At 66.8% G+C, this 2,045-nt stretch carries 2 protein-coding genes and 1 pseudogene; all 3 read right to left on the reverse strand.

The window, feature by feature from the left end; translation table 11 throughout:
* Positions 1-121, reverse strand: a pseudogene (locus VLK61_RS24550) (mannose-6-phosphate isomerase); the annotation flags it as partial.
* 58 nt (positions 122-179) lie between these two features.
* On the reverse strand, positions 180-1,328 hold the full coding sequence (locus VLK61_RS24555; RefSeq protein WP_325424917.1) for a serine hydrolase domain-containing protein: 1,149 nt from the start codon (positions 1,326-1,328) through the stop codon (positions 180-182).
* Positions 1,328-2,045 (reverse strand): methionine synthase (locus tag VLK61_RS24560; protein WP_325424918.1); only part of this gene is annotated, 718 nt, incomplete at its 5' end. The genes VLK61_RS24555 and VLK61_RS24560, both read right to left, overlap by 1 nt.

Genomic DNA, 2,045 nt, shown 5'->3' on the forward strand with positions numbered 1-2,045 from the left:
AATTGATCGCCGCCTTGCGGTCCATGCCGGGTGTCTGCGCGGTGTTGGCATCCAGCTGGTTGCCCGGGATGACGCGCACACCATCGTGCTTCCAGGGCGCCGTGGAGGGGTCGTTGGCCATGGCGTTAGCGTACCACCACCCGGCGCCATGCGCCAAGGCCAATCAGTCACAGCTGCAATCAGTCCACTGCTGCATAGACCAGGTGCCGGTACAGGTTGCGAAAGAAAATTCTCTGGTTCGGCGCCTGCGTGAGCAGCATGGCGAAGAGGTCTTCGGCCGGGTCGACGAAAAAGGAGGTGCCGCCGATGCCGCTCCAGAAGTACTGGCCGACCGACCCGGGCTGTGGGGCCAAGCCCGCATGCGTGCGTACGGAAAAACCCAGGCCGAAGCCATAGCCGGGCAGCAGCAGGTCGCCATTGGCGGGGACTGCGCCCAAATGATCGGCCGTCATCCACTCGATGGTCTTGCGCGACACCAGCCGCGTGCCTTCGAGCGAGCCCCGGTTGCGCATCAATTGCAGGAAGCGCGTGTAGTCGGCCGCGGTGGACAGCAGCCCGCCGCCACCCGATTCGAACTTCGGCACTTCGCGGCCGTCCATCATCACCACCGCGTCGCCCGAGTCCGGGTCGTTGGCGAAAGGTTCCGCGGTGCGATGCCACTGGTCCTGCGGCACGGCGAAAGCGGTGTCCTTCATGCCCAGCGGCCCCAGGACGCGCTGCTGCAGCAAGGCGCCCAGTGGCTGCCCCGCCGCCGCCTCGATCAGCGCGCCCAGCACGTCGGTCGCGCGGCTGTACTGCCAGCGGGTGCCCGGCTGGTCGGCCAACGGCATCGCCGCGAGGACCTTGCAGAACTCGGCGCTGGTGCGTGAGCGGTTCGTGATGTCGGCGGCCTCGTACTGCCGCTGCACGGCATTGCTGCCGAGAAACTCGTACGTGAGGCCCGCGGTGTGCCGCAGCAGGTCATGCACCGTGGCATCACGCCGCGACGGCTGCAGCCGGACGGCGCCGCCCTCTTCCACCGCCACCTGCTGGTTTGCAAACTCGGGCAGGTACTTCGACACCGGGTCGGCCAACTGCAAGCCACCCTCTTCCGCCAGGATCAGCGTGGCCAGCGAGACGATCGGTTTGGTCATGGAGTAGATGCGGAAGATCGCATCGTCCCTCATCGCCGCACCCGCCTGCGGGTCTTGCCGGCCCAGTGCCTCGAACAGTTCCACGTGCCCACCCAATGCGACCACGGCGATCGCGCCGGGGATGCGCTGCCGGTCGATGTGCGATTGCAGCGTCGCGCGCAGCCGCGCCAACGCTGAACGGTTCAAGCGGGCCATCAGGCGTGCCTCCGGCGGGCCAGCTCGGCGCCCTGCGCCAGCGCCTGCAATTTCTTCATCGCCACATCGCGGTCCATCGGGGCCAGGCCGCAGTTGGTGCACGGGAAAAGGCGCTGCTTCGGCACGAACTGCAGTGCCCGGCCGATGGTCTCGGCGACCTGTTCCGGCGTTTCGATCTCGTCGCTGGCGACGTCGATCACGCCGACCATCACGTCCTTGCCATCGAGCAGCTTCATCAGATCGGGCGGCACGTGCGAGTGGTAGCACTCCAGGCTGACCTGCTTGATCGAGCTCGCTGCCAGCGCGGGGAAGATCTGCTCGTACTGCCGCCACTCCTCGCCCAGCGACTTCTTCCAGTCGACGTTGGCCTGGATGCCGTAGCCGTAGCAGATGTGCACGGCCGTCGTGCAGGTGAGGCCCTGCGCCGCGCGCTCGAGCGCCTTCACGCCCCAATCCGCCGCGTCTTTCATGTAGGCATTGAAGGCCGGCTCGTCGAACTGGATGATGTCCACGCCATCGGCCTGCAGCGCGAGAGCCTCCTGGTTCAGCAACTCGGCGAACGCGAAGGCCATCTTGACCTTGTCGCCATAGAACTGGTCGGCCACGGTGTCGATGATGGTCATCGGCCCGGGCAGCGTGAACTTGAGCTTGCGCTTCGTGTGCGCCCGCGCCAGCTGCGCCTCGAAGGCGTGGACGCGGCCCTTGAGCTTCAGCGGC

The sequence above is a fragment of the Aquabacterium sp. genome (genome assembly GCF_035476535.1).
In the GTDB taxonomy this organism is placed as follows: Bacteria; Pseudomonadota; Gammaproteobacteria; order Burkholderiales; family Burkholderiaceae_C; genus Pseudaquabacterium.

What these genes read in the sequence shown, in the direction of transcription:
- VLK61_RS24555 (WP_325424917.1), bottom strand. Translation starts at nt 1,328, where the DNA reads ATGGCCCGCTTGAACCGTTCAGCGTTGGCGCGGCTGCGCGCGACGCTG.